This is a genomic window from Acidithrix sp. C25 (genome assembly GCF_904848545.2).
Genome location: NZ_CAJHCI020000001.1, coordinates 1029504 through 1055154, shown reverse-complemented (window position 1 = coordinate 1055154; position 25651 = coordinate 1029504). Strand labels below are relative to the sequence as shown.

General features: G+C 49.2%; 21 protein-coding genes. 9 read left to right on the top strand and 12 right to left on the bottom strand.

Annotated features, from left to right (window positions below):
- Positions 1 to 9: 9 nt before the first annotated feature.
- Positions 10 to 942 (bottom strand): UDP-glucuronic acid decarboxylase family protein, encoded by a 933-nt coding sequence (locus ACIDITHRIX25_RS91155; protein ID WP_201732694.1) that lies wholly within the window; start codon positions 940 to 942, stop codon positions 10 to 12.
- A 60-nt stretch (positions 943 to 1002) separates the two neighbouring features.
- Positions 1003 to 2340: a UDP-glucose dehydrogenase family protein gene (locus ACIDITHRIX25_RS91150; RefSeq protein WP_201732693.1), complete on the bottom strand. Its 1338-nt coding sequence runs from the start codon at positions 2338 to 2340 to the stop codon at positions 1003 to 1005.
- Between the two features lie 405 nt (positions 2341 to 2745).
- Here ACIDITHRIX25_RS91150 and ACIDITHRIX25_RS91145 point away from each other — a divergent pair, with 405 nt between their 5' ends.
- Positions 2746 to 3063: a hypothetical protein gene (locus tag ACIDITHRIX25_RS91145; RefSeq protein WP_201732692.1), complete on the top strand. Its 318-nt coding sequence runs from the start codon at positions 2746 to 2748 to the stop codon at positions 3061 to 3063.
- Positions 3064 to 4045: 982 nt separating this feature from the next.
- Positions 4046 to 4282 carry a hypothetical protein gene (locus ACIDITHRIX25_RS91140; RefSeq protein WP_201732690.1) on the top strand — a complete coding sequence of 79 codons (237 nt, stop codon included), beginning with the start codon at positions 4046 to 4048 and terminating at the stop codon, positions 4280 to 4282.
- Between the two features lie 286 nt (positions 4283 to 4568).
- Here the strand turns inward: ACIDITHRIX25_RS91140 and ACIDITHRIX25_RS91135 are convergent, their stop codons facing one another.
- From ACIDITHRIX25_RS91135 to ACIDITHRIX25_RS91125, 3 genes are all read right to left on the bottom strand, one after another.
- On the bottom strand, positions 4569 to 4799 hold the full coding sequence (locus ACIDITHRIX25_RS91135; protein ID WP_283770414.1) for a transketolase C-terminal domain-containing protein: 231 nt from the start codon (positions 4797 to 4799) through the stop codon (positions 4569 to 4571).
- Between the two features lie 301 nt (positions 4800 to 5100).
- A complete protein-coding gene (locus tag ACIDITHRIX25_RS91130) occupies positions 5101 to 5286 on the bottom strand; it encodes a hypothetical protein (protein WP_201732688.1) in 186 nt (61 codons plus the stop codon).
- Positions 5287 to 5418: 132 nt separating this feature from the next.
- Positions 5419 to 7638 carry an MMPL family transporter gene (locus ACIDITHRIX25_RS91125; RefSeq protein WP_201732687.1) on the bottom strand — a complete coding sequence of 740 codons (2220 nt, stop codon included), beginning with the start codon at positions 7636 to 7638 and terminating at the stop codon, positions 5419 to 5421.
- Between the two features lie 78 nt (positions 7639 to 7716).
- On the opposite strand from ACIDITHRIX25_RS91125, the gene ACIDITHRIX25_RS91120 reads away from it, so the two are divergent.
- Both ACIDITHRIX25_RS91120 and ribH read left to right on the top strand, forming a co-directional pair.
- A complete protein-coding gene (locus ACIDITHRIX25_RS91120) occupies positions 7717 to 8343 on the top strand; it encodes a TetR/AcrR family transcriptional regulator (protein WP_201732686.1) in 627 nt (208 codons plus the stop codon).
- Positions 8344 to 8575: 232 nt separating this feature from the next.
- Entirely contained in the window at positions 8576 to 9046 is a 471-nt protein-coding gene (gene ribH, locus ACIDITHRIX25_RS91115; protein ID WP_201732685.1) for a 6,7-dimethyl-8-ribityllumazine synthase, read from the top strand.
- A 65-nt stretch (positions 9047 to 9111) separates the two neighbouring features.
- On the opposite strand, the gene ribD is transcribed toward ribH, so the two are convergent.
- Positions 9112 to 10149, bottom strand: a complete 1038-nt coding sequence (gene ribD, locus ACIDITHRIX25_RS91110; RefSeq protein ID WP_201732684.1) for a bifunctional diaminohydroxyphosphoribosylaminopyrimidine deaminase/5-amino-6-(5-phosphoribosylamino)uracil reductase RibD — start codon at positions 10147 to 10149, stop codon at positions 9112 to 9114.
- 45 nt (positions 10150 to 10194) lie between these two features.
- Positions 10195 to 10680, bottom strand: a complete 486-nt coding sequence (locus ACIDITHRIX25_RS91105; protein WP_201732683.1) for a MogA/MoaB family molybdenum cofactor biosynthesis protein — start codon at positions 10678 to 10680, stop codon at positions 10195 to 10197.
- A 161-nt stretch (positions 10681 to 10841) separates the two neighbouring features.
- Between ACIDITHRIX25_RS91105 and fdhF the strand changes: the two genes are divergently transcribed.
- The 5 genes from fdhF to ACIDITHRIX25_RS91080 all read left to right on the top strand — a co-directional run bounded on the left by fdhF (position 10842) and on the right by ACIDITHRIX25_RS91080 (position 16579).
- Complete coding sequence (fdhF, locus tag ACIDITHRIX25_RS91100) at positions 10842 to 13793, top strand: formate dehydrogenase subunit alpha (protein ID WP_249685652.1); 2952 nt, start codon at positions 10842 to 10844, stop codon at positions 13791 to 13793.
- A gap of 1 nt (position 13794) precedes the next feature.
- Positions 13795 to 14217 (top strand): helical membrane plugin domain-containing protein, encoded by a 423-nt coding sequence (locus ACIDITHRIX25_RS91095; protein WP_201732681.1) that lies wholly within the window; start codon positions 13795 to 13797, stop codon positions 14215 to 14217.
- A 124-nt stretch (positions 14218 to 14341) separates the two neighbouring features.
- Positions 14342 to 15217, top strand: coding sequence for an ATP phosphoribosyltransferase (gene hisG, locus ACIDITHRIX25_RS91090; RefSeq protein ID WP_201732680.1), 876 nt, complete (start codon positions 14342 to 14344; stop codon positions 15215 to 15217).
- 245 nt (positions 15218 to 15462) lie between these two features.
- Positions 15463 to 15861 carry a hypothetical protein gene (locus ACIDITHRIX25_RS91085; RefSeq protein ID WP_201732679.1) on the top strand — a complete coding sequence of 133 codons (399 nt, stop codon included), beginning with the start codon at positions 15463 to 15465 and terminating at the stop codon, positions 15859 to 15861.
- 10 nt (positions 15862 to 15871) lie between these two features.
- The gene (locus ACIDITHRIX25_RS91080; protein ID WP_201732678.1) at positions 15872 to 16579 is read left to right on the top strand and encodes a hypothetical protein; all 708 of its coding nucleotides are present in this window, start codon (positions 15872 to 15874) and stop codon (positions 16577 to 16579) included.
- A 216-nt stretch (positions 16580 to 16795) separates the two neighbouring features.
- Here ACIDITHRIX25_RS91080 and ACIDITHRIX25_RS91075 read toward each other — a convergent pair whose 3' ends face one another.
- The 5 genes from ACIDITHRIX25_RS91075 to ACIDITHRIX25_RS91055 all read right to left on the bottom strand — a co-directional run bounded on the left by ACIDITHRIX25_RS91075 (position 16796) and on the right by ACIDITHRIX25_RS91055 (position 25651).
- Positions 16796 to 20443 (bottom strand): MFS transporter, encoded by a 3648-nt coding sequence (locus ACIDITHRIX25_RS91075; protein ID WP_201732677.1) that lies wholly within the window; start codon positions 20441 to 20443, stop codon positions 16796 to 16798.
- Positions 20444 to 21069: 626 nt separating this feature from the next.
- Complete coding sequence (locus ACIDITHRIX25_RS91070) at positions 21070 to 22506, bottom strand: hydrogenase large subunit (protein WP_201732676.1); 1437 nt, start codon at positions 22504 to 22506, stop codon at positions 21070 to 21072.
- A 3-nt stretch (positions 22507 to 22509) separates the two neighbouring features.
- Positions 22510 to 24042 carry a proton-conducting transporter transmembrane domain-containing protein gene (locus ACIDITHRIX25_RS91065; protein WP_201732675.1) on the bottom strand — a complete coding sequence of 511 codons (1533 nt, stop codon included), beginning with the start codon at positions 24040 to 24042 and terminating at the stop codon, positions 22510 to 22512.
- Positions 24042 to 24581 carry a hypothetical protein gene (locus ACIDITHRIX25_RS91060; RefSeq protein WP_201732674.1) on the bottom strand — a complete coding sequence of 180 codons (540 nt, stop codon included), beginning with the start codon at positions 24579 to 24581 and terminating at the stop codon, positions 24042 to 24044. The genes ACIDITHRIX25_RS91065 and ACIDITHRIX25_RS91060 overlap by 1 nt, the downstream gene beginning before the upstream one ends.
- Positions 24582 to 24712: 131 nt before the next feature.
- Positions 24713 to 25651, bottom strand: coding sequence for a respiratory chain complex I subunit 1 family protein (locus ACIDITHRIX25_RS91055; RefSeq protein WP_201732673.1), 939 nt, complete (start codon positions 25649 to 25651; stop codon positions 24713 to 24715).

Sequence of the window (25651 nt, the reverse complement as noted above, 5' to 3'; positions counted from 1 at the left end):
ACTTTCATTTCAAACCCTTCCAGCAAAATATTCGTATGTGAGTGCGAGGCCGTCTTCAAGGGAGACAACTGGTTCCCAGCTGATCTCTTTGGATATGAGGGAGATGTCAGGTTTCCGCTTCCTGGGATCATCGAGTGGCAGGTCCATGTATGTGGTTGATAGATCCTTGCCTGAGAGTTTCTTGGCATATTCAACCATCTCGAGGATCGTGCGTTCAATGGGATTGCCCACGTTGAAGGGACCAGGGACACGACTAGCGTCCATCACTCCATAAATACCTCGAACGAGATCGCTTACATAGCAGAAGCTTCTCGTTTGTTGTCCAGATCCGTAGACGCTCAGTGGAAGCTCTCTTGCAGCCTGAGACAAGAGATTACTTACGACACGACCATCATCTTCCCTCATTCTTGGTCCATACGTATTGAATATTCTCACCACTCTGATGTCAGTCCCATGCGTCCGGTGGTAATCGAAAAATAACGATTCAGCAACCCGCTTCCCCTCGTCGTAACATGAACGGATGCCAATTGGATTCACATGACCCCAGTACGACTCGGTCTGTGGGTGTTCCAAGGGATCTCCATAGACCTCGCTAGTTGAGGCTTGGAGCACTCGAGCACCCGTACGAGTCGCAAGCTCAAGAGCGTTGAGCGCACCAAAGACGCTCGTCTTAGTCGTTTTGATTGGATTGCTCTGGTAGTGAGGCGGTGAGGCCGGGCAGGCCATGTTATAGATCCTGCCTACTTCAACCTCGTATGGGGTTTCGACGTCCCACTCCAGTAGCTCAAAATGAGGGTGGTCAATCAGGTGTTCTATATTTTCCATCCGACCTGTACTGAAGTTATCTAAACAAATGACTGACTCGCCCTGAGCAATGAGTAAATCGCAGAGGTGGGATCCAATAAATCCTGCGCCACCGGTGACGAGGTTTCTCAATGTCATACTCCTTTAGATGGTTCTGGACAATATCCTTGGTAGCTGTACTTCTGGCAGGGAACCCCCCTATGACAGCGTGTTAGAGCCTCTGCCGATTCCTCTATAGGTGAATCCAAGTGATGCTAACTTCGCAGGATTCCACTGGTTACGCCCGTCGAAGACCACTGGCGAAACCATAAGCTTGCTTATGAGTTCGAAGTCAGGAGCACGAAACTGCTTCCACTCGGTGACGAGTATTAGAGCGTCAGCACCCTCAACTGCTGTGTACATGGCATCAACCATCTCAAGATTCGTCGCGTCGCAGAAAATAGTGCGAGCATTTTCCATTGCAACAGGATCATAGGCCTTGACCCGGGCACCCCCATTGACGAGGCTTTGAATGAGCGGTATGCTGACAGACTCTCGCATATCGTCCGTATCTGGTTTGAACGCTAGACCCCAGATGGCAATGGTCTTGCCTAGTAGGCTGCCATCAAAGTAATCTGACACTAGTTCGAAGAGAAGTTCTTTTTGGAGGTTGTTGACGGTATCGACAGATCTGAGCAACATCGGATCAAGACCAACCCTATCAAAGGAATGTATGAGGGCTTTGACATCTTTGGGAAAGCACGATCCACCATAGCCTGCACCTGCGTAGAGAAACGATGATCCAATGCGAGGATCTGAACCAATGCCCATGCGTATGTCTTCAATGTCTGCGCCAATTGCATCAGCGAGATGCGCTATCTCGTTCATAAAGCTGATTCTGGTTGCAAGCATTGCGTTCGCGGCATATTTCGTGAGCTCTGAAGACCGCGTCTGCATCTCCATAAGGACCGGCTCCCGACGTTGAAATGGCTCATAGAGTTCGTGCATCTTAACCAGTGCGCTTGGTGAGTCTGAGCCTACGACAATTCGGTCTGGCTTCATAAAGTCCTCAAGTGCCGAGCCCTCCTTGAGAAATTCAGGATTAGAGACCACGTCGCATTCAAATTCAAGCCCACGCTTTCGAATCGCCTCGTTGATCTTGGAGTATACGACGTCACACGTTCCAACCGGAACCGTGGACTTTACGACAATCGTTGACGCGTCAGCGATAAGATTGCCAATCTGTTCAGCGACACCGAAGACGTAATCGAGATTGGGTGAACCGTCATCGTATTGAGGAGTTCCTACTGCAATGAAGATAAGAGCATTCCCATTGAGAGCTTCAGATGAATCGCTGGTTATACGAAACCGTCCCTGCTGGAGGTTACGGAAGAGCATTTCGCTGAGGCCAGGCTCATAGAAAGGAACACGGCCTTCTTGAACGGACATAACCTTCTTGGGGTCGATATCAACTACGGTCACGGAGTGACCGATTTCTGCCAGGCCAACAGCCGTTACGAGTCCCACGTACCCTGCGCCAAAAACCGATACTCTCATCCGAATTGACCAGCTTCCCTCTACTATATTTACGCCGCTGCGTCACCCACCACCTGAGTTCAAGGTGGGAATACCGTTAACATCGACGTATTTTTGTCGTGCCCAAAGCGGAAATAATTGATCCGACCAAGTGGGCTAAATAATAGTTGTTCGTACCGATAAAAGTGCCTCTTCCCAAGGCACTGGAGATCTGTATATTTCAGTGGATAAATTCATCTAACGTAGTAGGAAGATGCTTTACAATGTTCCTAGTAGGCCCGAAGGTAGCTGTCTCTTCCTCGTTATCTCGAATTAGCCTGAACATGTGAGATCGCTCTTCCGGTCTACTCGAGCGGTTTCGTCTCCTGCAATTTTGTTGCCACCTAACTTGATTTGGTTTCCTAACAGGGTGAAGACTTAGAAGCTATGAAAAGGTCTCCAGAAGATCTAATAAAAATGGTACTAACGCCCCTATTTGAGCTAGATGGTTCAAAGCCAGCGAAAGCTGGCGCTATTGCCAAGATCGCGCGAGATCACCTCGTCGATGAAAATGTCGTGAACCAGTTGAATTCTGAACGAAAAGCCAGAGTCTTCAACGCAAGTGAGTCAATCAATAGGATCAAGCCAGTTGGTGATACTGCTTCTGTGAACGAGCATGAGCTCGATGGAAGGGTGATTGAGAGCAAATGGTGTTTTAGCAGGCGACCTAGAGCAATGGCGCAACACCTTAGCGTCAGCCTTTGAGGCATAGAGTGCCTTTGTTAGAAGTTACCAGGTAGAGCTTGATAAAGAACGCAAATCCAGAATAGCGATAGAAGCTGAAATTGCTCGAAAAGAATAGGCACTAGCAGAAGCTTGAAGCTCTAATAGATTCTTCGAAGAAAGCAGAGGAGACTGTGATTACTAGTAGCCACGGGGGAAGAAGGGGACGTTTGGTCTCTCCCTCGGATCGACAATTAGCAGTCACTCTCATTGGTGGAGCGAAAGATGCAGGTGCAAGGAGTTGCAAGGCCTGTGAAGTGCTGAAGATATCAACTCGTACATTTAGACGATGGGGATCTGGTTTAACAGATCGTAGGAGTGGGACTTAACGTAGGCGTGACTCAAATGCGTCATCGGAGAAAAAGAGACGAGATCATAAACGTAAGTGCGACCACAGAGTACTCGTCTCTAACTCCAGCCCAGATAGTGCCAAAGCTTGGCGGCAAGGGCAGATATATTGCCTCTGAGAAACCTTCCATTTCGGTGTTGAGTGACCGTAAGCTCAATAAGCGGAGGAGCAGAACAAAGCCATAGAAGAAGAGGTCTAGGCCGGTTCGCATGGTAAGTCGACCAGGTGAGATTTGGACGCTTGATATAACTAGGCTAAGTGGACCAGCCAGGGGCATCTACTTCTATGCCCATGTGATTATTGAACTGCGCTCAAGGAAGATCTCTTCGTTGGGAAATATCGGAATCTGAGTCGTCCGAGCAGCTCAAGCGCGTTGTGCATAGAGCCATCGCCAGAGAGAATATGGCTCCAAAGGTTATTCATAGGATAAACGACCCTCCCAAGAAGGGCTGTTAACTAGTTGAGTACTTGTATGAGTTAGATGTAAATATATCGAGGTCACGGTCTCGGGTATCGAACGATAACGGTCACATAGAATCGCCATTTAGTAGGAGCCAAATACTTCCCAACGGATCCCACGGGGGCGTTACAACGAATGAAGATGCAAGGAAGTAGATGAATGACTTCGTTGGCCACTACAACAACGATCATCAATACGAGAGCTTCAGATTTGCAACTCCCTATCAGGCCTACAGCGGCGAACACATCGAACTACTCGCTAAGGGGCGCGAAGTTGTAGGCAAGAGCAACGTAAAATTACACCTGAACGGTGATTATCGGGTAAGTGCGGAGACTGGGAACCTATCCCAGAGGTGTCCAATTATCCATAGGAATAAGTCGGTTGGAGGTTGATCAAAAGGCAGGCGAATGGAGGTAGCTTAGTTCGTGCAAAAGTGACAACTTTATGGCAGTCTCCGCATCTATTGTTACGATTCAAGAAGCTTCAGCACTTGTTCTGACAATCACGACCCGGTAATAGCTAATGAATGCATCTAGTGATGCAGAGTAAGGAATATGGGAAATATACGGCGATGCGAAGCGAACAAGACCATCTAAGTCCATTAAGGACAACTTTGGCGACGATGGTCGCTACCTCTACGCCAACCCCCAAAGATCATATTGTCCTCGCATGCAACCGTCACCTTCGCGTATCTCTTAGCGGATTCAATGATGTGGCTTTATCCAGCGGAGAAATTGTTTGAAGTTCTACGACTTCAATCGAAGCGCGACGACTCGGTGATTCGGCAACTGACAGTGCAAGTTGGGCCTGAGCTCCATGGGTAAGGATCGTTAGATCTCGCCCAGTACACACTACCTGTGTTTTCCCTAGTTTTGCTGCTTCGTCCCCGCTGTATCGAACAGATCGTATGCCATGGCAGCTTATTTTGGGCTCTATGAATTGTACAGGGTTTGGATCGTCAATTGCATACCTAAGAAGCTGTTAGGCGTTCGAAACTGAGGATGGAATCACTACCTCGATTAAAGATATGCGTGCAAGTATCGCTTTCAAGGATTGGGAGTGTTAAAGTCCCCTGCGAACTCCAGCAACATATGGAGCACTACAACTAGAGGCGGATGGAATCGGCCATTGGTCCGGTAGGAAATTTGCGCAACTTCAGAGGCAATTTGGTCGAATACGGCGCAGTCGAAGTCTGCAAATTGAATCTCAATTATCGGCTTCGTGCTAAAAAAAAGCCAATTCCAACTCCAAATCCGACTACTGATGATTCTGTGAGTGGGATCTCGGTTACTCGCGAGTGGCTGAATCTTTCAATCAAACCAGAGGTCGTTTTGAAAACACCACCTTGTGCGCCGACCTCTTTTGCGACCTTAATGAAATCGCCTTCATTAACCATGGAGTCCTCCATGGTCATCTTTGATTGAGGTGGCACGATCAATTGCTTCATCATTCGTAACTCGAGGGTTGCCTCGATCGAATTGAACCCTCGATTCAACAGAGAAGCCGTTATTAGTGGCTGGACAAAACTCTATTCCACAGAGATCGTTGGGACGATACGATCGAGCCACCTTGGCATGTACCATGCCCTCTTTCCTAGAAGTGTCATTACTGCCGGTACTAAGGTGAGGCGGATAATCGTAGCGTCTATCAATACGCTAACGCCAAGGCCAAGACCGAGCATTTTGATGACGGGCGCTGTTGATCCAATAAAGGCAAAGAAGACAGATATCATGATCGCGGCGGCAGACGAAATAACCCTAGCGGTAGCCGAGAGGCCACTTGCGACGGCGTCGTCTGCATCCATACCCGAGAGATAGGCTTCCTTTACCCGTGAGATCAGGAATACTTCGTAGTCCATCGAAAGTCCAAATGTAATAGCGAACATCATCATGGGTACGTAACTTTCGATTGGCACCTTTTGAGACATTCCGAGAAGGCTTGATCCCCAGCCCCATTGAAAGACTGCGACTACGACGCCGTAGGCAGCACCAATAGAAAAGAGGTTGAGAACCGCAGCCTTTATCGGTATCCAAATGCTTCTAAATGCAGCAAGGAGAACGATAAATGCAGTTGCAATTACGAAAGCGATGATTAGTGGAAGTTTGGATACCACGGTTTCGACGAAGATTATTGCAGATGCCGTTGCGCCAATTACGTAACCACTGCCGCTACTAACTATTGTCTTTGGAAGTGTACTGGTAGTAAGCGAGTCGAAGAGGGTTTTAGTTGTGGGATCTGATGGACCAAACTTGGGTATGACATTCAATGTGAATGCTTTGGCGGAGGATGTGAGTGCTGGTTGGGAAACTGCGACCACATTAGGAAGTGAAGAGATGGCACCTGTAACACTTTTTTCCAGGCTTTGAACGCTATTTTCACTCGAGTAGATGGTCGAATTCATCTCAACAACGACGGTCAACTGTGCATTTGCACCTGCCCCAAAGCCGGTTGAGATCGCATTGAAAGCCTTTGCGTCTGTGTAGGTCGAGGGGTTTGTAGATGCGTCGAGGTGGTTGATTTGAATTGAGAAGAGGGGAATAACCAGCACGGAGCCTAGGACGACTCCGATTAGGAGAAAAACGATCGGTCTACTTTGTACCTTGCGGGCAAATCTGTGCCAGAAGTCGTCGCCACCGTGGGATTCGGCTATCGCCTCGCCAAGGCTGACCCTGTCAATCTTTTCAGCGAACGTTCCCAAAATTGCCGGTACTAGGGTTAGCGCCCCGATCGCCGAGGTTGCAACGCCGATGGATGCTGCAAGGCCAAGGTTTCCGATAAATGTGATCCCTGAGACGTACAGGCCGAGGAGTGCGAGGGCGACCGTAATAGCAGCAACGATAACTGAACGCCCCGAGGTGGCTACGGTCTTAGCGATAGAGTCGATCGAGTTGGAGCCCTCCCTCAAGTGTTGTCGGTGACGAGTGGTGAGAAATAAGGCATAATCAATTCCAACCCCCAGTCCGATCATTACTGTAAGGGTTGGAGCGGAGGTGCCAAAGGTGATACCTCTTCCGATTAGGGAGATTGCGAAGTAGCCAACTAGCACGCTCACTAAGGCCGTGAGGATCGGTATGATTGCTGCAAATAGCGATCTGAATGCAAAAAGTGCCACCGCGATAGCAACAAGCAGCCCGATCAATTCGGAGCGAAGATCAGATGCCTTTGGGTTTGAAAGTTGGCCGATGGGATCGGCGTAGTAAACCTTGGCCCCAGCTTTCGTTACGGGATTCATCGCCGTCTCAACCATGTTGAAGTAACTAGGCGCAAACGTTACTGGATTTACTGAAAATTGGACCGTCAAGTAGCCACTCTGACCATTTGAATCGATGGCTTTAGGATTTTGTACCGGCGTTATAACTCCGGTCACGTTCTGTAATTTTGAGAGGTTGACTGCCGCCTCATTGATTTGGTTAGAGAGAGATGCGACCGACGCCTTATCGACGACCACTATTTGCGATGAAAATCCGGCTGCTTTGCCCGCATCGTTAGCGGCAAGAATCGCTTGTCCAGTCGCAGCCTCGTTATTTGGGAGCGAGAGGTTGTTGACATAGGAGCCACCGAACTTTGTCGACAGTGTTGCAATTGCAATGAGTGCAATAATCCAGATGGTAATGGCACTCTTGCGATGGACGACCATAAAATGGCCGATCCTCCACATAAGACCCGTAGTATCCTGCTTTGTCTCTAAAGCTTCGATCTCTTCTACACCCATTGGTATCGTTTCCTTGGAATTTGGCAGAACTGACATTTATGATCATAACATAAATATGGCATAACTGACACTTTTTTGCGTCAACTTTCGTTGACGTTGTAGAATGGATGGTTAATGACATCATCTTTAAGGGGAGCTAAGAAAGAGGCGACTCGGGCAAAGTTGATTGAGGAGGCTCATCAACTCTTTGTGACCAAGGGTTATAGTGAGACTAATATTCGAGAGATTGCATTGGCCGCTGGAGTCTCTGAGCGTACCTTTTATCGCTACTTCGAAACCAAAGACGAGCTACTCTTTCCAAATTTAAGAGGTGTAATTGCGGACCTCTTGTCCAATTTACGCGGTGTCGACGACGAGGTTCAAGTAATGGACGCGGTCGCAAGGGCCGTCGAACTAACCAATCTTGCATCGCTGCCCCGAATGAAAAATATGAGAGCGATTGCCAATCAATTAATTGCGGGTGAAGTCGTTATCGACGTTGTTCGATTGATCGTCGAATTCGAATTTGAGTTCGCCGCAGAGATAGGTCGAAGAATTGCAATAAGCAATCCTTACCTCGGACAACTGGATCGAGATACCTATGCGCTGGTCCTGGCTCGATTTATCTTCAATGCCTTTCGATCTATGATGAACGCTCGGGAAGAATTGGATTCCAGTGCCGAACTCTCGCTTCCATCTGTTCCAGAGCACATGAATAGGATCATCAAGCTTCTAAATCCTGAACTTCCTCCACTGACCTAGATTTTTTGGTCGAAGATTCGATATGGTCTATTTCTCCGCTTTGCGACTACCGTTGAACCTCCTTGAGGTGGCCATTATGCCTAGGTCCGTCGTTGGCCTGGAGAGATGTGATTTTGAAGCGTTTGGTGGAAAACGTTGTCGAAGTTGTTGCCTAGATTATTATCAATAACAAGCTAAGACTGCATATGTCGTGTTTATCGAGTGAATGTGACTCGATTTCGTAGGAGTGGGAATGATTTATAAGGGAAATTTTGACATCGTTGAAGGTAACTTCCTGATCATTGCATCCCGCTTTAATGAGTTTGTCGTCGACAAATTAGTTGAAGGAGCCAAAGGAGCCTTCGCGATGGTGGGAATCTCCGACTTGTCTTATGACGTGGCGTACTGTCCTGGAGCAGCCGAACTCCCACTACTAGCCAAGGTGGGAGCAGAATCTGGGCGTTACGATGCGATCGTTGCCCTAGGTGCGGTTATCCGTGGTGACACCTCACACTACGACGTTGTCGTAGGTATAACCACCAACGGTCTAGCCAAAGTTGCCATGGACTTTGGTACCCCAGTATTAATGGGAATATTGACGACTGACACAGTTGAGCAGGCGCTAAATCGTGCTGGCATCAAGGCTGGAAACAAAGGATATGAGGCAGCACTTGGTGCCATCGAGATGGTTTCGGTAACAAGGCAGTTAGGTTCGAAGGCCTGATCTAATTCGTTACGCCAGTTTCGAAGCTCATATGCAGAGTTGCTACCGAAATCGCTCAAAAGTGCTTAGCTTTTTTCGGCCTCTTCATCGCCTATGAAGTTAGCAAGCCACTTTGAACGCAATATCAACTCGATATCTGGCCCCCACCTCCTGCTATAGGCGATCTCAAAATCAAAGGCCTCGGCAATAGAGCCAGCGCCTACACCGTCGAAGATTTTGATTCCATCAGTTCCACCAATGAACTTGGGGGCGAGGAAGAGGTTGATCTGGTCGATTAGCCCCGCGTCGAGATACGACTTGGCAACCTTCGCCCCCGCTTCGACCATTGCCACAACAACACCTTCATCGGCGAGAGAGGTCATCAACTCACTGATATCGCCACTATATGCTCTAGCGGGCAAAATCCTGGCTGACTCCGGAATCTGGCCGAGGACAATTCGGCGAGGGGATTTATCTTCTAATCCATGAGCTCTCATCGATGGATCATCGCTACGGACTGTGCCAGCACCGGTAATTATCGCATCAGCGTAAGCCCTAAGGCGTGCAACCTCCTCCCTCGAAGCGCCCGAAGTTATCCACTTAGAGCTGCCGTCGCGAGCTGCTATGTATCCGTCTAAAGTTGCGGCAACCTTTAAAAAAGTGAATGGTCGCCCTAGCTGTCGATGGACCAAATACGGCGCGAGGTCGGCTTTGATTTCTGAGGCAAGGAGGCCAATCTCTACTTGGACGCCCGCCTCTTGCAGTACCTTTATCCCCATGCCACTTACTCGTTCATCAGGATCCAATGACCCGATTACGACCCTTGATACCCCTTCACGTATGAGCATTTCAGCACAGGGAGGCGTCTTGCCGTGATGAGAGCACGGCTCGAGGGTTACGTAAAGGGTTGAACCCCTCAAATCAAATTTTGCACGATCCCGTGCAACGACCTCAGCGTGGTCACCGCCTGGTGGCCTCGTTGAACCGGAAGAGACTCGTCCGTCGGCGGCAACGAAGACAGCACCGACCCATGGGTTTGGCCGTGCAATCTTGCGAGCCTCTCTGCTCGCCAATATGGCTAATCGCATCGCTCGTCTATCACGGTCGAGGGCTAATTGATTCATTTGCGACCCTTATTCTCAAATTTGGTGCACTTGTCGCCGAGGTTACTATTCATTGGTCGGATGTTCCGCGGTTGCGTCTCTCAGTAGATCGATCGCATGGCCTATCGTGTCGATTACTGACTCCACCATTTCACGTGCTCCATTGGGTGAGCCAGGCACGTTAAATATGAGCACTTGCCCGAGAATTCCGCAGCGCCCCCTCGATAGTATTCCAAGCTTGTTGACGCTTCGAGAGTATTCAGCGATCCCCGGAGCTTCACGTTCAATTACCTTCAATGTGGCTTCAGGGGTTAGATCGCGACTTGTAAAGCCGGTACCCCCAGTCGTAACGATCAAACCATGAAAGTTGCCGCTCATCTCAATTAGGCGTGAGCTCACAGAGTCGATGCCATCGGGGCTTATTCGCGATTCAACTACTTCGAAGTCGTGATCTTGCAAGAGCTGACGTAGTACCTCGCCTGAGGTGTCTTGCCTCTTTCCGTAGTAGCAACCATCCGACACTGTGAGGACTTTAGCAAAGTGTTTTGTCATACTAAGTCGAGATATTACAGGCCAAAGATGTGATTGCCATAGGCGAATGCGCTATTGCCATTTGATTATTGGCAGGTTTTTGATAGTTTCTAAGGGTACGTGAATTGAAATGGCATTTTAGACAATGCAATTGAACTGATATGAGTAGGTTAGGTATTGAGTTGGACGTTGAAATAACTATCGATGGCGAGAGGGTGGTAGCTCAAGATGGCGAGCTACTGATAAAGGCCATCAATAGAGTCGTGAGCGACTTACCTCAGATCTGCTACAACGAGGTCCTTGGCCCAATAAGGAGCTGCGACACTTGCGTTGTTGAGGTTGGAGGAGAGCTAGTTCGTAGTTGCGACACGAAGGTTCGCGCCTCATTGGTCGTTGAGACAAAGTCGGTACGATCAAAGGATGCTCAACTCGAGGGCATCAGTCGGATCTTAAAAAATCACGACCTTTACTGCACCCTTTGCGAAAATAACAATGGCAATTGCGTGGTGCACAATACAGTCGCAGCCTCCGAGATAGCGCACCCCTCCTACGAATTCGAGAAGAAGCCCTATGAGATCGACGCTTCTCACCCCTTTTATCGTTACGATCCGAATCAATGTATCCTCTGCGGCCGCTGCGTTCAGGCATGTCAAGAGCTGCAGGTAAACGAGACTCTCTCCATCGACTGGGAGCGTTATCGTCCCAGGGTTATCTGGGATAAAGACGTACCAGCTGGCGAATCTTCGTGCGTGGGATGTGGCCACTGCGTTACTGTCTGTCCATGCAATGCGCTTATGGAAAAGTCGATGCTCGGCGAAGTTGGTTACCTCTCTTCCCTGCCTGAGACGATGAAAGATCCCATGATCGCACTTACGAAGGCCGCCGAGCCTGCAACCTCAATTCAAAGCGTCATGGCGATCTCTGAGGCAGAGGCACGCCTGAGGAAGGCTCAAATCAAGCGGACAAAGACCGTTTGTACCTATTGTGGCGTTGGTTGTTCTTTTGAAGTTTGGACGAAGGGTAGAAAAATTGTAAAGATCGAGCCCTCAGATGGCCCGGCTAACGCAGTTTCAACCTGCGTCAAGGGAAAGTTTGGATGGGACTACGTTAACTCAAAGGAGCGGATTACCAAACCATTGATACGGCGAGGGGATCACTTTGAAGAGGTGACATTCGAGGAGGTAGTAAACTACGTCGCCGAGAGAATGAGGATGATCAGAGAAGAGTCGGGTCCGAATGCACTCGGCTTTATCTCCTCTTCAAAGTGCACCAATGAAGAGTCGTATCTGATGCAAAAGTTGGCACGAGCGGTTGTTGGTACTAACAACGTTGATAACTGCTCTAGGTACTGTCAATCTCCAGCAACCATGGGCCTCTGGCGCACGGTTGGCATTGGAGGCGACTCCGGCTCGATAACGGACCTGGAGAAGGCGGGTCTAGTGATAATCGTTGGCTCGAATACGGCGGAGAGCCACCCAGTTATCGCCACACGTATCAAGAGAGCGCACAAGAGCGGCGGAAAGCGACTGATAGTAGCCGACCTGCGCCGCCACGAAATGGCCGAAAGAGCCGATATCTTCATCCATCCAAAACCAGGCAGTGACATCGCTTGGCTAAGTGCGGTTACTAAGTACATTATCGATACCAACCGCCATGACGTTGACTTTATCGATAGTCACGTCGATAACTTTGACGACTACTACGCCTCCCTTTCCCCGTTTGACTTGGAAAGTACCGCTAAGTTGACCGGGATTTCGGTAGATGAATTAAAGGCGGTCGCCGACGAGATAGTTGCCGCTGATGGTGTGGCGGTCTGTTGGGCCATGGGAGTGACCCAGCACAACGGTGGCTCTGATACCTCTACCGCGATCTCGAATCTTTTGCTAGTAACTGGTAACTATGGACGTGAAGGGGCGGGATCGTATCCATTGCGTGGCCATAACAACGTTCAAGGTGCATCTGACTTCGGTGCAATGCCAGATCGCTTCCCTGGATATGAGTTCGTCAACGACGATGCCACCCGAGCCAAGTGGTCTGCTGGTTGGAACGTCGAACTCCCGTCAGATAAGGGCTTGGATAACCACGAGATGGTCGATGCCATCTACGAAGGTAATTTGCGAGGCCTTTACCTCATTGGCGAGGATATGGGGCTCGTTGACGCCAATGCCCTTCACGTCCAAGGGGCATTTGAACGTCTAGACCTATTCGTTGTGCAGGACATCTTCTTTTCGAAGACGGCGCAGTTTGCAGATGTGATTTTGCCAGCATCTCCGTCGTTGGAAAAGGATGGTACCTTTACAAATACCGAACGCAGGATTCAGCGTTTATACGCCGCGCTCGATCCGCTTGGCAATTCGCGTCCTGACTATATTTGGACGATTGCGATTGCGAATGCGCTGGGAGCCGGGTGGAACTATTCGAGTCCGGCAGACGTGATGGCTGAGGCAGCATCGTTAGCAGAGATCTTCTCGGGTGTATCTTATGATCTGCTCGAAGGTTTTGACTCGCTTCAGTGGCCCGTGTCAAGCGATGGCAAGGATACACCGCTTCTGTTTTTGGATGGTTTTGGTTTTTCAAATGGTAGAGCCAAACTTTACAATGTCAGCTACATAGAGCCAAGCGAGGTAGTCGACGATGAGTTCGATCTTCATTTGAACAATGGAAGACTTCTTGAACACTTTCATGAGGGAAATATGACCTATAAGTCGGAGGGGATTAGATCACGTACTCCAGGTACCTTCATTGAGATCTCTCCTGAGTTGGCTGCTGAGCGAGGCGTACAGAGTGGATCTCTGGTTCGGTTGATATCTAGGCGCGGCAAGATCAAGGCACGTGCACTCGTGACGACCCGTGTTAGCGGCAAAGAGTTGTACATGCCGATGAATAGTGGAGATAACGAATCTGCGATTAACGTTTTGACTTCGTCGCACACCGACAGGACCACGCATACGCCAGCCTACAAGGAACTAGCAGTCAAAATGGAAGTACTTTCGGCCACCGGAGAGAATCCTCTCCCGAAGAAAAATTTTAGAAATGCAATTTCGAATCCTCAAAACGGTGTTGAGGTGGAACGAAAGTGGCAGAGGCAAGACTACGTCTTTGTCGCAGCGCCGCGTAGACGAGGGGGACTGTAAGGTGGCTCAACCAATTGGTTTGGATAAGGTAGCTGAACTTCGACCGTCGATTAACTACGATCAAGTCGAAATAGACCAGTTAGCGAGGTTGCTTGAGAACCTCAGGGACTCAGACCTGATCGATCTTTTGAATGGCATTCTCGAAGAAGGCTGCGACGCTGGTTCGGCCATCCTCGAAAAGATGAACAACGAAAAGACGCGTCAGGGGATTGAAAACCTCGTTCGGTTTCTGTCGATAGCGGGAAATCTCGACCCAAGGATTCTAAAGGCATTAAGCGATGGCTTGGGAGGTGCAGCAGAGGCCCTGGATCGCAGCGAACCCCCATCCCTAAGGCAGCTATTCAAAAAGGTGAGGACTCCCGAAGTCAGGCGAAGCTTAGACATAGTGCTCTCGCTGGCATTTAGGATCGGCAAGAGCAGATAGGTTCAAAGCTTCGTGAATCATCCGCACTCACCTTCGGTAGGTGTGGATGATCTGGTACCGGTAGCTCTAGGCGGTGTACAACTTCCGCTAATGTATAGGAGAAGTCTTATGCAAAGGGAATGCGATGTTGCGCTTGGTGCTACCAAAAGGTTCGTTGGAAAAATCGACCTTCGACCTTTTTTCAGCCGCTGATCTATCGATAGTGCGCTCTTCAGAGGTGGACTATCGTGCCACCATCAAAGATCCAAGAATCACAGATGTTAGAATTTTGAGGCCCCAAGAGATTCCGACCTATCTAGAAGATGGTCTTTTCGACCTTGGAATAACTGGACGTGATTGGGTTGAAGAGACCGAGTCAAATCTCGTCTCCATTGGCCAGCTGCATTATTCAAAGGCGACTACGAATCCAATTCGTGTTGTTCTTGCTGTATCGGAACGATCAGGTATAACCTCGGTTAGCGATCTGAAAGATGGAGTAAGAGTCTCAACCGAGTATCCCACTCTAACGAAGAAGTACTTTGAAAAAAATGGCATAAAGGCGAATGTCTTCCTGTCATACGGAGCGACCGAAGCTAAGATCCCAGATATTGCAGATGCCGTAGTTGAGATTACGGAGACGGGCCGTGCCATTCGAGCGGCGGGGCTAAGGATTATAGATACGATCCTGACATCGCATACGGAGCTATTGGCGAATCCCGAAGCAGCCAATGATCCGGAAAAGTTGCACGCAATGAAGCAAATTTTTACGCTGCTCTCGGGGACTTTGACGGCGCGGGGCAAGGTTCTTCTTAAGCTCAACGTGTCGGCCGATGACCTTGAGAAAGTGATAGCTCTTATTCCTTCGATGAAGGCTCCGACGGTCTCTGAGCTTCACGGCCACGCAGGCTACGCTGTTGAGACTGTCGTAGCGCGCGAGGGTATTAATACGCTCATCCCAGAATTGAAAGATGCTGGTGCCACCGGAATTCTTGAGTTACCTCTGAGCAAGATAATCGAGTAGCCACCTCAACATCTAGAGGTGCGAATCGAAGTAATTCCACCTCTTAGGCAAAAATATCAAAGCCCTATATAACCTTTGCAGCCCCAACATCAACTGGGGCTGCAAACTTTAATTGGGTTTTTTAGAGTCAGATTTTCGCCATAATCGATCCATAACATCCTCTTGTCATCCTCATAAAGACGGGAATCGTGATCCCGTTTATTCAGACCGTGTGAAGCTCTCTCGGTTGAAAGGAATGAGATGTTATGAATTTGAAGCGTTGGGCAATTTCAGCCCTACTGCTGGGGGTCGGGGTAAGTGCCTGTGGGACGACAGAGGCGTTGACTTCGACTGCGCCAACAACCTCCCAAGCTACGGCTTCGAAGGTGGTCTATCAAAGTTCGCTTAGCTCAACGGCCTCTTCAGCCGTTGAGTCGACGACCCCATCCACTTCGAGTCAAGTCCCACCTACCCCTTCGTCTTTAGCCAATAGCGGAGGAGCCCAAACTCCACCCGCTACTACGAGTCCGGTTTCAGCTAGCCAAAGCTCTCAAGTGGCAGCGGTAAATAATGCGCTAAGCCAGATCGATTCCCAAATCAATAACTTGAACAATACTCAGAGCGCCGGTAACGGCGACATAGCAAATTCGTCGAATGGAAATTAGGAGAAAAGAAATGAAAAGGATCATTCGTTATATCGGAGTACCATTGGCGTCTCTCGCCGCCGTAGCTTCCACAGCCGCGCCTGCGTTTGCGTCTTCAACCCCTACGTCGGCGGTAACTCCGACTCAGATTGCTCAGCTGCAAAGCGATATCAACGCTCGAATTACCTTCCTTGATACGTTGAGCGGCCGAATTCAAAGTTCAAAGACGCTCACCCAAAGTGACGCAGCAACCCTCGCAGGTGTGGTGGGAAGTAGCAGTAGCGGTGACATCGCCGCAATGCAAAGTCTTTTAGCAAGCGTTCCATCGATTACGACCGAAGGTCAACTGCATTTGACTTATGAGACGCTTTATGACAACTATCGAATCTACGCAGTGGTCGGTCCTCAAGTTGACTTGACGATTGCCCAAGATCAGATCCTCTCTATCTCGTCCGAGCTGATCAACTTAGAACCAACTTTGAACTCGCTCATTGCCTCGAATGGAAATAATCCGACCGCTACTGCCGCGTACGCTAACTTGGTAACGAGTGCAGCCCAAGCACAATCGACGGCAAGTGGACTCGGGAGTTACGCTGTCTCGCTTACGCCAACTATCTACAACACTGATCCGACTGGCACTCACACCACGATCACTAACGACTGGCAACAGTTGAAGGGTGCTTCGGCGAACATTAAGACAGCTCGAAGCGATATCTCTACAATCATGAAAAATGTGTGAGCAGGTTCGTTCGCAGCAAAACTCGATACTCCGTTTGTTAATTTGACTCTAGGTTGAAAAAAGCAAAGACCCGAACGATCGATTTGTAACCTCGACCGTTGGAGATCGATTTCGACGGTAGATAAAGAACTACAATACTGCCCACCGGAGGAGCCCTCTGGTGGGCAGTATCTTGTCAACCGTGAATGCTAATATCTGCAAAGATTGCTACCTCGTTCAAATCCTATCGAGTTGGCCTGATGCCTCTGAGTATTCGCTTGACAAATTTATAGGCTTTGTGTCGAATAGTTTGGCAAAGTCAGAGGCGTTTGAAGGTAGACCTAGGAAGTAGCCTTGGGCTAGATCACACCCCATGGATTCAAGTAGGATTAGCTGTTCCGACTTTTCAACTCCCTCGGCGACTGCCTTTATCTCGAGGCTGTGAGCGATTGAAATGATTGCATCAACGAGGCGTTGCCCCTTTGGATCATCGATGTCGCTTATGAACGAGCGGTCGATCTTGATCGAGTCGAACGGGAGTGATTTGAGGCGATAGAGCGAGGAGTATCCAGTTCCGAAGTCATCGATTGCGAAGGTGTAACCATTGGCCCTAAGTTCATTGATCGTCTGGAGCACGCAAGGATCGTGATCTAGAAGAGAGGACTCGGTAATCTCGAAGCTGAGCCGCGTCGCGGGCAGATTGACGTTTCCTAGGTCGGCGTTGAGTCTTCGCATTGATTGGTTGCTGCGAATCTGGCGCGGCGAGAGGTTTACGCTAACGGTGGTATCGATTCCTTTTGCTATCCACTGCTGCTGATCGATGTAGACACGTTCGAGAGTCCAAGATACGATGTCGTCCATTATTCCAATATCCTCGGCGATGGTGAGCCATTCGACAGGTGAGATTAGCCCCCCTGAGCCGTCCTTCAAGCGAATAAGGGCTTCTGCCGCAACAGTAACGTCGGTTGAAAGGTCAACTATCGGCTGATAGAGGAGTGCGAACTCATCGTTTGCACAGGCGGTACGCAGTCTCGTCGCCATAGAGAGGGTACTTCTTGCATTCGAAGAGATTGCCTTGAAACCCTTGTCATTGGTGGGGTTGCCAGTCTGTTTGTCTCGATACATCGACGAGTCAGCGCTCTCGATCAGTTCAGATGGATTCGACCCATCAAATGGGTAGATGGCCGCGCCAATCGATGACGTCATCGCTACAGTACTTTCGCTGAGTTCGAAGGGCTCGTTGAAGTGTTCCCTTATGCGGCTGATAGAAGTCATGACCACAAAATTTCGGCCGTCTACCGTGTCGTCTGTTTTGATGTCGTGAAGGAGGATTAAGAACTCGTCCCCACCCTGTCGCGCCACCACATCCCCTTGACGAACACCTTCGCGTAGCCTTCGCGCCACCTCTACTAGGAGCTCATCGCCTGCTCGATGTCCATATCCGTCATTGATAGCTTTGAAGTGGTTCAGGTCTAAAAATAAAACGAGAAATGATCGGTTAGCTCGTCGAGCCTCTTCGATCGCCTTTGTTGTGGCGTCTATAAATGATCTGCGATTTGCTAGCCCAGTCAGAGGATCAGAAAACGCGAGGTTGGTTACCTGCTCTTCGGCTAACTTGCGCTCAGTAATGTCGGTCAGGATTCCTTGGATAGCTAGTATTTCTCCGTCAGCGCTTCGAATTGCTACCGCATCGTCCCTAACCCACTTTTCATGCCCCTCGGCGTCAAGGATCCGATATTCGATTGAATAGTCAACCTCCCCACCTCTGAGGGAGCTTCGAGCTTCGCGAAGCATGGGGCGATCATCTTCGTGGGTAATAGTACTTCGTAGCCCGGATTGAGTGAGAAATTCTCCCGGAGCTAGGTGGACTAAGCGTTCGATCTGAGGAGAAACATAGGTCAGCCGTGCGTCTTTATCAATCGATTCGATGTACAGAACTGCAGGTATTTGTTCAACGAGAGTTCGATAACGGATTTCAGCTTCGGAGACTTGGCGATGAAGCGCTGCATTTTCAAGTGCAGCCTCGGCTTGACCTTGAAGGGCGATTAGCGAGTCAATTTCGCGCTGGGTATTTCTGCGAACAAAACGGTCAGCACAGATCGTAATTGCGTAACTTCTACGGGTGGTTCGAATGCTAACTATGAAAGCACCGAGGACATCTTGATTAATGAGGCCATGTAACGCCGGTGCGAACTCGTCACGGCGCAGATATTGAGGCGTGCGAATCAGGCTCCAAGAAACTAGGCCGAGGTGGTCGACCTTCTCCATGATGATATCGCGCATAAGTATCTCGGTGTTACCACTGACGTTCATGATTGCGCCGCTTTGAGCGTCGAGGTGTAATGAGAAAGAGTAGGTCGCTCCAATTGCGGATTTGGAATGATTTGCGAAGATTGAGATCAGGGTATCTTCTTCCAGCCTCCTGCTGAAGTCCCCCGCAGCTTCTGCTAGTAGCTCTGCCCTGCGCCTCTCGTCTCTCTCTAGAGCGAGTGCAAAGGCGCTCTCGGCAAGTAGCGCCGCAACGTCATCTTCATTTGAGACCTCCTCCAAGGAGCGACGTGCTGGCTCTGGTAGGAGGAGCGTCAGGCCTAGGCCGACCATGGCTGCCATACCAGCAAAAAGAATCGCTCCCTTGAGACCGAGGTCTCTGGTGATTAATGGAAAGGCATAGACGCCGATGAATGCCCCAATCTTTGCGATCGAAGCAGAGATGCCGTGGCCTGTCGCTCTGGCACCGACTGGAAATACCTCAGATGGAATGACAAAGGTGGTCACGTTTGGTCCAAATTCGATAAAAAAGTATGAAGCGGCAAAGAGGACAAAAAATACATCAGCATTTGCTAGGGACGAGGAGATGGCACCTAGAGAAGTAAAGATTACTGCCATCGCAAAGAAGCCAATTACTTGAAGGCGTCGGTGTCCGATTCTGTCGAGAAAGGCTGTAGCCAATAGATACCCGGGAACAGCAACGACTAAAAAGACGATGAGATTCGTGAGAGTGTGTTCGAAGATCGTGCTGTTCGGAGATAACTTAGCAAGGACTAACGGTGTCGAGATGGTGTTCCCATAGTACGCGTAGTCCAGGAAGAACCATGTGCCGGCTGTAGCAAGGAGTAGCTTTAGGTAGTGGCGGTTGGTGAGGAAGCGGAGTAGCCCTATGCGGTGAATTTGGTTACCCGTCGGAAAGGCTCTGATTGTGCCCGTAGAAAAAGACTCAATGTCTTGGATTGCAAGTTCGTTCTTCCCTAAAATCTTCGACGTAAATCTAGGTGATTCTGGCATCTTGCGGCGAAAATATAGGACGCAAGCAGCAGGTATCGCCCCTGCGCCTAGGAGAATTTTGGCGTCCATTACGTGAGACAGGTGAGTTGTTAGAAGTAGTAGTGCGAGGGTGGGACCGACGACGAGACCGATGGCTTGCGTCGAAAATACTAGTGAAACGAGCCTCCCTCTATCCTTTGAATTCGAGTACTCAGAGATTAGAACTGCCGAAACCGGATAGTCGCCTCCTATTCCAATCCCTAGTACGAATCGCGCGATCAAGAGTGGTTCGATGCCGTTGGCGAGGAAGGATGCAACGGCGCCGATCACCATTACCGCCGATTCAATACCGTATAACTTCGTCCTTCCAAAGCGGTCGCTTAGGTAACCCAAAAGTAGCGCCCCGATCGCAGTTCCAAGGAGGGAGATGGCGCTCGCTAGGGCAATTTTTGAGGGCGTGAGGTGCCAAGGTGCTTTTAAAAGTGCCATGGCAGTTCCGATGACGAAAAGGTCATAGGCATCTGTGAAAAATCCTACGCTCGTTATCGCCGCGGCTCGTAGGTGAAAGCGACGTAGTGGTGCATCATTTAGAGCAGTAGTAATGGATGGGTTGGCGACAGACAAAACTTTATACCAGCTTCCCTAATGATATCTACATAATTCATCGTGCGTACTTTATTGAATCGACAAGGTCGTTAGTTGGATTTAGTGTATATTTCAAAAGACTACCTTATTACGGCAGAGTTTCATTGTAAAACTTTATGATGCCTTAGTTCAAATTTCGGTAGCGAAATATGAAAATTGGTTCATATTTCTCCATTTTTAAGCGGGTGCAATGCCGATCCCCAAAAATAGTTTTGGAAGTTTAACCACTTCAAGGGGGATAATTGGTGATAGCTGCGAATTACGGTACTTTGAATCTGGAAGCGATTTGAAAATCGCTACTTTAAGTTTTGCACCCGTACCAAGGTTTAAAGAAATATTTCAAGCATCGTTTCTTTGTGAATATTTAAATTTTAGGTATTAGAAGCACATGTGATTTGCGCTTTGTTAATGCTAAATAAATCAAAAATTTACGATTTGGATATATTGATTTAAGGTGTTGGATGGGGAATGATATTCGACGCTTTTGGGGAATGATCGTGTTCGTTCGTTAAAAAAGCGGTTTACGTTGCATTGTGCCGTTTAGATACCCATTGCCCTATTTGCACCGAGGATGGTTTGCGCTCCTCTCTTTTGAGGAGTGTTTTTTATAAATCGTTTCCTGCATACGACTGGTTGAAGCTCTTATTGACGAGCGGAAAATCGGGCACGATCGCTTCGTGGAGAGCGATTGGAAGTGCCGCCCAGTTGTTGACGGATGGATCAGTAATTTTGACTTTCTTTATCGCTCCATTTTCACTCGTTTCGACGAAGTAGCAAGTTGCGCCACGCCACCCCTCGACGCAGCCAAATCCGAAATTTGCCGCAGGTGCTGGGTCATCGATAGATTTCGGGGTCGATGGCATGGCGCTTTTGTCGGGTTTCGTACCATCATCGCGAAGAAAATTGAGATATCGCTTTATGAGCTCAAGCGATGAGAGAGCCTCTCTCCGTCGAAGCAGAAACCGTCCCATTACATCACCGGAGGACTCTAGTATCTCCTGGTAGTCGGCTTCAATGTGGTTGTACGGCAAGTATTGACGCACGTCGCAAGGGTGGTTAGATGCTCGGCCGACGTATCCGTAAGCAGATAGTCGTTGAGCATCGTCGCGCGAGAGGACTCCGGTTCCTATCATGCGATCGCGTACAATTCCGTGCTCTTCTATGAGCTGGCTAACTTCAATCACATGGTGTTTGATCTGATCGATTGTGCTTTGTGACGGTAGTTCAAAGAGTTTTGTTTGGTGCAGGCTCAACGATCCACGTAAGATTCGGTGGTTCGTTAGGCGGTAGTTGATCCCAGAAAGTGACTCTCGAATCCGCTGAGCTTGCGTATTTGCCAATCCAAAGGCGGTGTCGTTTGCAAGACCTCCGATATCAGTGACGTGGCAGGCCACTCGCTCTAGTTCAAGGAGAAGCGATCGCCGTATTCTCTCGTTTTCACCTACATCAATTGAAAGCGAGGATTCATAGGCTTTCAAGAATGCAAGACCGTGGGCGACGATGGAATCACCGGTCACGTGCTCAGCTAAGTTGAGCCCTTCTTCTGCTCTAGCGCCAATAAATGTATCTTCGACGCCCCTAGAGAGATAGTTCAATTCGATATCTAGATTCAAGATCGACTCGCCGATAACTGAAAATCGAAAGTGTCCAGGCTCGATAACTCCAGCGTGTACTGGTCCAACTGGAATTTGAGATACACCGGCCACCTCCTCTATGGCTGAGTTCGTGGTAACCGATTTCGATTTAGATTCAAAATGGACATCACCATTAGTTGCAGCTGTAAGGTCGGATTCAAATCGAGTTGCCTGAATGAAGACTTCGCTCACACTTGGAATTAATCCAGCCCAGTTGGAATCTATTTGGGTCCTGATATCGATCAAGGGTTCGTCTGAATGGCAGAAGGACATGAAGATGTGGTGAATGACGTAAGTTTCATCCGCAGCGGTAGACGTGATTGTCATCAATCGATAGCCCTCCTCTGCCAAATTGGTGGAGATCTTAACGAGGTCGATTGGAACGGCTTCGACGAATATCGGGCGCATAATCTAGCTCCTACCTCCTGTAATCGTTGAGATTGTAAATTGAATCGCATTTAGCGATGCTTGGGAGAATAGAGGGAAGACCGTTGCTCCTACCAGTGATAAAACGATAAGAAAGTTCGAAAGATGCGGCGAATGTGACGTAGTCGACTTAGCTGCAGGCAGCAGTAGTGCTGGGGAGGACTCTATGGCCTCTGGTCCACTATTTGTACTTCTTTGAACTACCAGTACTTCGGTAAAGGGGTGATTTTCGACTATCGGCGTCTTATTGACGCCGTTGATAGCTCCGTCGAAGGCGAGATTTGCAATTAAACGGATAATTGATGAAAACGCCACTAGGGCGAAGATGAAGGCTGTAGCAATGTAGGCCCCAAGGCCGGAGGTGAATCCGGCTACGGATATTTGAATTTCGGCGAAGAAGATTGCGAATGGAGGTAGTCCGAGAAGGCCGATCATAGCGATAATGGTGAGGTATTTGGTTACTCCTGCGAAACTCCCCGAAAGTGATATCTCGGTTATGTCACTGGTGCCAGTTTTATTGACAACTCTGCCGACAAGTATAAACAACGACGACTTGATGAGTCCGTGGGCAAGGATGTAAATCAGGACTGCTGCTGTCGCACCTTTGCCGATCGCGACCCCTAAGGCCATGACTCCCATGTGTTCCATTGACGAGTATGCGAGAAGCCTTTTTATATCGCGTTGCCTGACCATCATGAGCGAGGCGAGTGCGACAGATGCTAGCCCCATCGCAATTAAAATCCCTTTAATTTCGGCGCTTGCCATACCTACTTCGCTCAAGAGTCGCATTCGCAGGATTGCATAGAGTGCAACCGAAAGAAGCACTCCCGACATTAGTGCCGAAACCGGCGATGGTGATTGACTATGGGCATCCGGCAACCAACTGTGCATAGGAAATAGTCCAACCTTGGTGGAAAAGCCCAAAACCGTAAGGGCGATGCCGAGTCGAAGCAAGCCTTGGTTTAGCTGGTGGTCGTGGATAAGCAAGATCCATGACAGCGTCTTTCCTCCGCTTGCTCCGAATATGATCACCACGCCCAAAAGTGCAATTGCGATACCACTAGATGCGATTACCACATACTTCCAAGCGGCCTCGGCGGACTTTCTTGTGCCAGATTTACTCACTAAGAAGGCGGTTGCTACTGTCGTAGCTTCAATCGCAAACCACATTACGCCAATATTGTCGGCTTCAACCGCTAGGGACATGGCGAAGATAAAGCCATTCAAGAGTCCGCTGTATTCACGACTTACGTTTGAGTCGAGACCAGCGCCAATAGCCGTTAGGCCAACTGCACCAACTGTTGTAAGCATCCACGCACTAAGGGGATCAACTCTCAAGACTCCGCCAAGAGCAACTTCGTATGGGTAGTGAGAGTGGATAAGGGTGATCCCAGAGAGGAAAATTACTGCACTTGTAAGCGTCGGCGCTATTCGATTTAGCTTGGCAGAGGACACTAGGTAAGTGGTAGCCGCGGAGGCGATCGCTACGGCAAGGGGCAGGAGAAGAAGGTTATTCATCAGTCGTGTAACTCTCTCAACTGGCTAATGTCTGTGTGGCCAAAGTGGCCGCGAAGTTGATGTGTGAAGACTTGGAGGATGAGGACGACGAGTAGTACATCGACTGAGGCCGAAAGTTCTACGAGCGTCGGAACACCTCCTGAGACAAAGAGTGCGGTGGCTGTTATGCCATTGTCGACAACGACAAACCCTATCAACTGGGAAATTGCACGCCTTCGTGATGCGATGATAAGAAATCCTATGAGAACGACCGCAATTCCGGTTGGCGAGAGTGATGAAGATATCGAACCAACGTTCACGAAGAGCGGACCTGTTGTTACGAATGATCCTCCTATAAGGAGTGATGATATGAAGATCCCTGCAGTTGGATTGAGGTAAGTATCATCGCGCATCACGTCGCTGCGATTGCCCCCCTGTTTTGACTCTGCATTAATGAGTTTTAAGCGCCGTTGAATCAGTACGGGAAGAACTATTGCCTTCAACGTGAGCACAAAAAGTGCGATCATTACACCGGTTAACTTGCTTCTGTTTACTTCCACGACCATCAAGCCCCCTCCAAGGGCTAAGCCTTGAATTGAAAGGAGCCTTGCCGTGCTTTTTAGCGATCGTCGCCAGACGATAACGATCGTGCTGATGAGGAGGGTTCCGGCACAAAGTTGAAGAGTGAAGATCATTTTGCTGTTACTCCCGAGATGATTACGGCGATGAAGGCTATGGCGAGCGATCCAGCGAGCAATTCAGGGACGCGAAAGAGACGTACTTTGGCTAGAAAGACCTCGGCGACCCCCAGTGTCGCCCCTATTATGGCCACTTTAGCGATTAGGAATAGTGCGGCTGGAATCATTGCTGGCGAGAGGGTGGAGGCAATAGACCACGGGAGAAGCAAATTTGCAAGGAGCGAAGTTAGAACTGTCAACTTTATCCAAGATGCGAGTTCTTGAAACGCTAAATCGTGCCCGGAACTCTCTAGGGTCATCGCTTCATGGATCATCGTGAGTTCAAGGTGAGTTGTTGGATTGTCAACGGGAAGTCGGCCAGTTTCGGAGAGTACTGCAATTACCAGAGATGCGACGACCAGTATTCCAACCGGTGAGACTATTTGACTCGGGTTCGAAGCTCGAATTTGAATGATCGACGCGAGGTTTGAGGTACGAACTTCGATTGAGAGAGCGTAGATAGCTATCAACAAGGTCGGTTCAGCAAGTGCGAGCAGTGTTACGTGCCTGCTCGATCCCATCCCGCCGAAAGATGTTCCATTGGCTAGACCGATTAGACCTTGCGCCACTGCGTTGACCGTGAGAATTGAGACTATTACAAAAAGGTCAGGTGGAATAGCTGACGCGAACGTAACTGACGGTATGACCAAGGCGAGTGTCAAGGATGAGGCGAGCACTGCTACCGATCCCATTGCGACAAGGGTTGACCCGTTTCGGTAGCGCAAGGTCTCTTTTCTAAGTAGCTTTACTATCTCGCGCCACGGTTGGAATAATCTACCGCCACGCCGCCCCTCTAAGAGTGCTTTCGTAGCCCTTATGGTTCCAATTTGAAGCGGTGAAATTGCCACGACAACGAGTGCTTGCAAAAGTGCTGATACGATCTTGGTAATCAT